Genomic DNA, 5,281 nt, shown 5'->3' with positions numbered 1-5,281 from the left:
GCTATGCACTTGCCAGCACCGCTTTTGGAGCGCCATGCGGTGTTGCTCCTCCTTGCAGGCACGAGCCTGCCGCGTCGTCGCGCCTTGCCTGGCACCCCAACAGCAGCGCTGGCAAATGCATCCAACTGCCGTTTTTAGGCTGATCCGGTCGGGCCCGGCCGCCTGCTGCGGTGTCCGCCAGAAAACACGTTGCGGTGTTGCAGTGATCCCCGCCGCAGGAGGCTGAACCATGTCTGAAGTCCCGATGTTCACATCCCGCCCCCTGCACGCCAGGCCCCCAGCGCTGGCCGTGTTCGTGGCGGCAGTGGCCGGCCTCCTGGCCGGCTGCGCATCGCTGCCATCGCCATCGCCCGTCGCTCGCCCGTCACCGGCCACTGCGACGGCCCCAGCGGTACCGGCCCAGGCGGCACCGGCGGCGTCCCCCTGCCCGGGCGCGGTGGCGGCCATCGCGCGATGCCTGTCGGGCCAGGACAGTGCGGGCGCCTTCTATCTGATCGCCGTGCCCCACGGCTGGAATGGGCACCTGGTGCTGCATGCCCACGGTGGCCCAACGCTGGGCGCGCCCAAGGTTGAGCGTGCGGTGGAGGACCTCGAGCGCTGGCAGATCATGGTGCGCGCCGGTTATGCCTGGGCGGGCAGCACCTTCCGCCAGGGCGGCGTGGAGGTGCGCGCCGCGGCCGAGGACACCGAACGCCTGCGCCAGATCTTCGAGCAGCATGTGGCCAGGCCGCAGCGCACCATCCTGCACGGCCAGTCGTGGGGCGCTGGCGTGGCCGCCAAGGGTGCCGAGATGTTTCGGCGCACCGCCGACGGCAAGCGCCCTTACGACGCCGTCTTGCTTACCAGCGGCGTGCTGGCGGGCGGCACGCGTTCGTACGACTTCCGCACCGACCTGCGCGTGGTCTACCAGCATCTATGCCACAACCACCCCCGGCCCGCCGAGGTGCAGTACCCGCTCCACATCGGCCTGCCCGCGGATGCCGCCATGACGCAGGCCGACCTGACCGCCCGCGTGAACGAGTGCCTGGGCCTGGACAAGCCCGCGTCTGAGCGCACGCCCGAGCAGCAGCGCAAGGTGCAGACCATCGTCAATGTGGTCCGCATCCCGGCCAGTTCCATCCAGGGCCACATGAACTGGGCCACCTTCCACTTTCGGGATGTGGTGCAGTACCGCACAGGGGGCGCGAGCCCGTTTGGCAATCAGGGCGTCGTCTACCAGGGCTCGGCAGACGATGCGGCGCTCAACGCGGCCGTGCTGCGCTACCGGGCCGACCCGCAGGCCGTGGCGCGCTTCGCGCACGACACCGACCCCACGGGCAGCATTCCCGTGCCGGTGCTCACCGTCAAGGGGGTGGATGACCCGACGGCCTTTGTCGAGCTGGATGCACAGTTCAAGGCGACCATGGAGCAGGGCGGAAGCGGCAACCGCCTGGTGCAGACCTTCACGCGGCACGGCACGCACAGCTACCTGAGTGACCCGACCTACCCCACGCTCATCAACGCCCTGCTGCGCTGGGTGGACGAGGGCACCAAGCCCACGCCCCAGGGCATCGCGAGCGACTGCGTGGCGTTGGAAGCCAGGTACGGCAAGGGGTGCGCGTTTATGCCGGGCTATGTGCCCGCCGCCCTGAGCACGCGCGTGCCAGACCGCGACCGGCCCTGACGACCGTGAGGGCTGGCGGGCGATGTCCCGGCAACGCCCCGCGAGACCGCCAACAGGCGCTGGGAGCGACCCCCAACCAGAGGCCCAAACCGCACCAAACGCACAAAGGCCCCGCTGAAGTGCAGGGCCTCTGGAAACAAGAGCGCTACTGATTTAATAGCTGCTCGCCTTAGAACCACGCGCGTAAGTGCCCTGAATAATGCCTGCTGGTCACTGGCGCGCAGCGGCTTGGCTACTTCACCGAGGCCAGCGCCTTGTTCAGCGTGGCGCTGGGGCGCATCACGGCATCGAGTTTGGCCACGTCAGGCAGGTAGTAGCCACCAATGTCGGCGGGCTGGCCCTGCACGGCGGCCAGCTCGGCCACGATGGTTTGCTCGTTGGCCGTCAGTTGCTTGGCCAGCGGCGCAAACTGGGCTGCCAGCGCGGCGTCGTCGGTCTGCGCGGCCAGTTCCTGCGCCCAGTACAGCGCCAGGTAGAACTGGCTGCCACGGTTGTCGAGTTGGCCGGTCTTGGGGCTGGGGTTCTTGTTGTTGTCCAGCAGCTTGCCCGTGGCGGCATCCAGCGTCTTGGCCAGCAGCTTGGCTTTGGCGTTACCTGTCTTGAGCCCCAGGTCTTCCAGCGACACGGCCAGCGCCAGGAACTCGCCCAGCGAATCCCAGCGCAGGTGGTTTTCTTCCACCAGTTGCTGCACATGCTTGGGGGCCGAGCCACCCGCGCCGGTTTCGTACATGCCGCCACCGGCCATCAGGGGCACGATGGACAGCATCTTGGCCGAGGTGCCCAGCTCCATGATGGGGAACAGGTCGGTCAGGTAGTCGCGCAGAATGTTGCCCGTGGCGCTGATGGTGTCCAGGCCGCGGATCACGCGTTCCAGCGTGTAGCGCATGGCCCGCACCTGGCTCATGATCTGGATGTCCAGGCCCACGGTGTTGTGCTCGTGCAGGTACATCTTGACCTTGGTGATCAGCTGCGCCTCATGCGGGCGGAACTGGTCGAGCCAGAACACCACGGGCATGCCGGAATTGCGGGCGCGGTTGACGGCCAGCTTGACCCAGTCGCGGATCGCGGCGTCCTTGACCTGGCACATGCGCCAGATGTCGCCAGCTTCCACGTTCTGGCTGAGCAGCACCTCGCCGGTGGCCAGGTCGGTGATGTTGGCCACGCCGTCTTCGGTGATCTCGAAAGTCTTGTCGTGGCTGCCGTATTCCTCGGCCTGCTGGGCCATCAGGCCCACGTTGGGCACCGTGCCCATGGTCCTGGGGTCGAACGCGCCGTGCCATTTGCAGAAGTTGATCATCTCCTGGTAGATGCGGGCAAAGGTCGATTCGGGCATCACGGCTTTGACGTCCTTGAGGCGGCCATCGGCGCCCCACATCTTGCCGCCGTTACGAATCATGGCGGGCATGGAGGCGTCCACGATGATGTCGTTGGGCGAGTGGAAGTTGGTGATGCCCTTGGCCGAGTCCACCATGGCCAGCTCGGGGCGGTGCTCGTGGCAGGCGTGCAGGTCACGCTTGATTTCATCGCGCAGGCTTTGCGGCAGGTTCTCGATCTTGGAATACAGGTCCACCATGCCGTTGTTCACGTTCACGCCCAGTTCCTCAAAGGTCTTGGCGTGCTTGGCGAATGCGTCCTTGTAGAAGATCTTCACGCAGTGGCCGAACACGATGGGGTGCGAGACCTTCATCATGGTGGCCTTGACGTGCAGCGAGAACATCACGCCGGTCTTGCGCGCGTCTTCGATTTCCCGTTCATAAAAATCGAGCAGGGCCTTCTTGCTCATGAACATGCTGTCGATCACTTCGCGGTCGAGCAGGCTGACCTTGGGCTTCAAGATGATGGTTTTGCCGCTCTTGGTGATCAGCTCCATCTTCACGTCGCGGGCCTTGTCCAGCGTCATGGACTTTTCGCCGTGGTAGAAATCGCCGGCGTGCATGTGCGAGACATGCGAGCGTGATGCCTGGCTCCACTCGGCCATGCTGTGCGGGTTCTTGCGGGCGTATTCCTTGACGGCCTTGGGAGCGCGGCGGTCCGAGTTGCCCTCGCGCAGCACGGGGTTCACGGCCGAGCCGATGCACTTGCCGTAGCGGGCCTTGATGTCTTTTTCCTGGTCGTCCTTGGGCTGGTCCGGGTAGCTGGGCAGCGCATAGCCCTTGGCCTGCAGCTCGGCAATCGCTGCCTTGAGCTGGGCGACGGACGCAGAGATGTTGGGCAGCTTGATGATGTTGGCGTCGCGCTCCAGCGTCTTCTTGCCCAGCTCGGCCAGGGTGTTGGGAGCGCGCTGTTCTTCGGTGAGGTAGTCCGGAAACTCTCCCAGCACCCGCGCTGCCACGGAGATGTCACTTTCGGTCACGTGGATGCCGGCGGGCGCTGCAAACGTGCGAATGATGGGCAGGAACGAAGCCGTGGCCAGGCGAGGCGCCTCGTCGGTCAGTGTGTAGATGATGGTGGGTTGCTGGGTCGTCATGGCTTGTCTCACGAACAGAGTTTGTAAAGGCCCCGAACGGGTCGCAGCGGGGCTTGGGAGCCTCTGCACGAATCAAGCGGTTCGTGTGCGCTGATGCGTGCAGCGGTTCCCCGGGCAAATGCTCCACGATTCTGCTTGCTCGGGGCTGTCTTGGCACGGCGTTTTCGCAATCGAATCTCGCAATGCAAAATTTGCCGTGCTGCGGGATCAAAATTTTTCGCTTCCGGGCCTCTGCCCCAACCCCCAGCGGCCCTGCGGCGCGGGCATCCTCACGCCGGGGGCAGCCCCTGCACGCGGTCGCCCGCCACGGCAAAACACAGGGTATCCGGTGCGGGCGGCAGGCCCGATGCGCCGGTGAACGCCCCAAACGCTGGCAGCACCAACAGGCCAGGGCTCCAGGCAAAGCAGGGCAGTCGCAGCCGGTCGCGGGCCAGGCCGCGCAGCGTCACGGTGGGGTGCAGGTGGCCCGCCAGCACGGTGGCGCCATCGGTGGTTTGCGGGTGATGGCAGGCCCGCAGCGCTGCGCCTGGCACGGGGGCCCAGGGCTCGTTGACCAGGGCGATGCCCAGCGCGGCGGGCGGGTCGCCCGCGTGCGCGTCGTGGTTGCCGCGCACCAGCGTCATGTGCACGGCGGCATGTCGATTGCGCCAGGGCACAAGTTGTTGCCACAGCGCTTCGGCGGCACCGCTGCGGGCGTGCAAAAAGTCGCCCAGAAAGACCAGGTGCCGCGCCCCGGTGACCTGCAGCAGTGCATCCAGCCGCGCCAGGTTGTCGCCCGTGGTGCCATGCGGCACGGGCTGGCCCGCGCGGCGGAACGTGGCCGCCTTGCCAAAGTGCACATCGGCCACCAGCACCATGCATTGAGCCGGCCACCACACGGCGCGCTGGGGCAGCAGCCACAAGGCGGTGCCGCAGGGCAGCGCGATCGGCTGCGCGCCCGGCACGGGCGGTGCTGCGGCGGCAGGCGCACCGCAGGGTGGGAGGTCAGGCAGGGCGGCTGTCGTCACGGGTTGCATCATCCTAAAAACGGCAGTTGACCGCTTGTCATCTTGCCGCACACCGCGTGAACGCGGGCCTTGCGTGTTTTCGCATCCTCACCTTGGGGGTGACAGCGCTATGCACTTGCCAGCACCGCTTTTGGAGCGCCATGC

The 5,281-nt window shown here is 66.5% G+C and carries 3 protein-coding genes; 1 reads left to right on the top strand and 2 read right to left on the bottom strand.

Features of this window, described 5'->3' with window-relative positions:
• The first annotated feature begins 229 nt into the window (after positions 1–229).
• A complete protein-coding gene (locus tag ACK543_RS02410) occupies positions 230–1,663 on the top strand; it encodes a hypothetical protein (protein ID WP_409941274.1) in 1,434 nt (477 codons plus the stop codon).
• Between the two features lie 232 nt (positions 1,664–1,895).
• Here ACK543_RS02410 and ACK543_RS02405 read toward each other — a convergent pair whose 3' ends face one another.
• Together ACK543_RS02405 and pdeM are read right to left on the bottom strand one after the other, a co-directional pair.
• A complete protein-coding gene (locus ACK543_RS02405; RefSeq protein ID WP_409941273.1) occupies positions 1,896–4,130 on the bottom strand; it encodes an NADP-dependent isocitrate dehydrogenase in 2,235 nt (744 codons plus the stop codon).
• 269 nt (positions 4,131–4,399) lie between these two features.
• Positions 4,400–5,146, bottom strand: a complete 747-nt coding sequence (pdeM, locus tag ACK543_RS02400) for a ligase-associated DNA damage response endonuclease PdeM (RefSeq protein WP_409941275.1) — start codon at positions 5,144–5,146, stop codon at positions 4,400–4,402.
• Positions 5,147–5,281 lie beyond the last annotated feature (135 nt).

Source organism: Acidovorax sp. (assembly GCF_046341535.1).
Taxonomy (GTDB): Bacteria; Pseudomonadota; Gammaproteobacteria; order Burkholderiales; family Burkholderiaceae_C; genus Acidovorax.
This window is presented reverse-complemented; position numbering and strand designations above follow the sequence as displayed.

What these genes read in the sequence shown, in the direction of transcription:
- ACK543_RS02410 (WP_409941274.1), top strand. Translation starts at nt 230, where the DNA reads ATGTCTGAAGTCCCGATGTTCACATCCCGCCCCCTGCACGCCAGGCCC.
- ACK543_RS02405 (WP_409941273.1), bottom strand. Translation starts at nt 4,130, where the DNA reads ATGACGACCCAGCAACCCACCATCATCTACACACTGACCGACGAGGCG.
- pdeM (WP_409941275.1), bottom strand. Translation starts at nt 5,146, where the DNA reads ATGCAACCCGTGACGACAGCCGCCCTGCCTGACCTCCCACCCTGCGGT.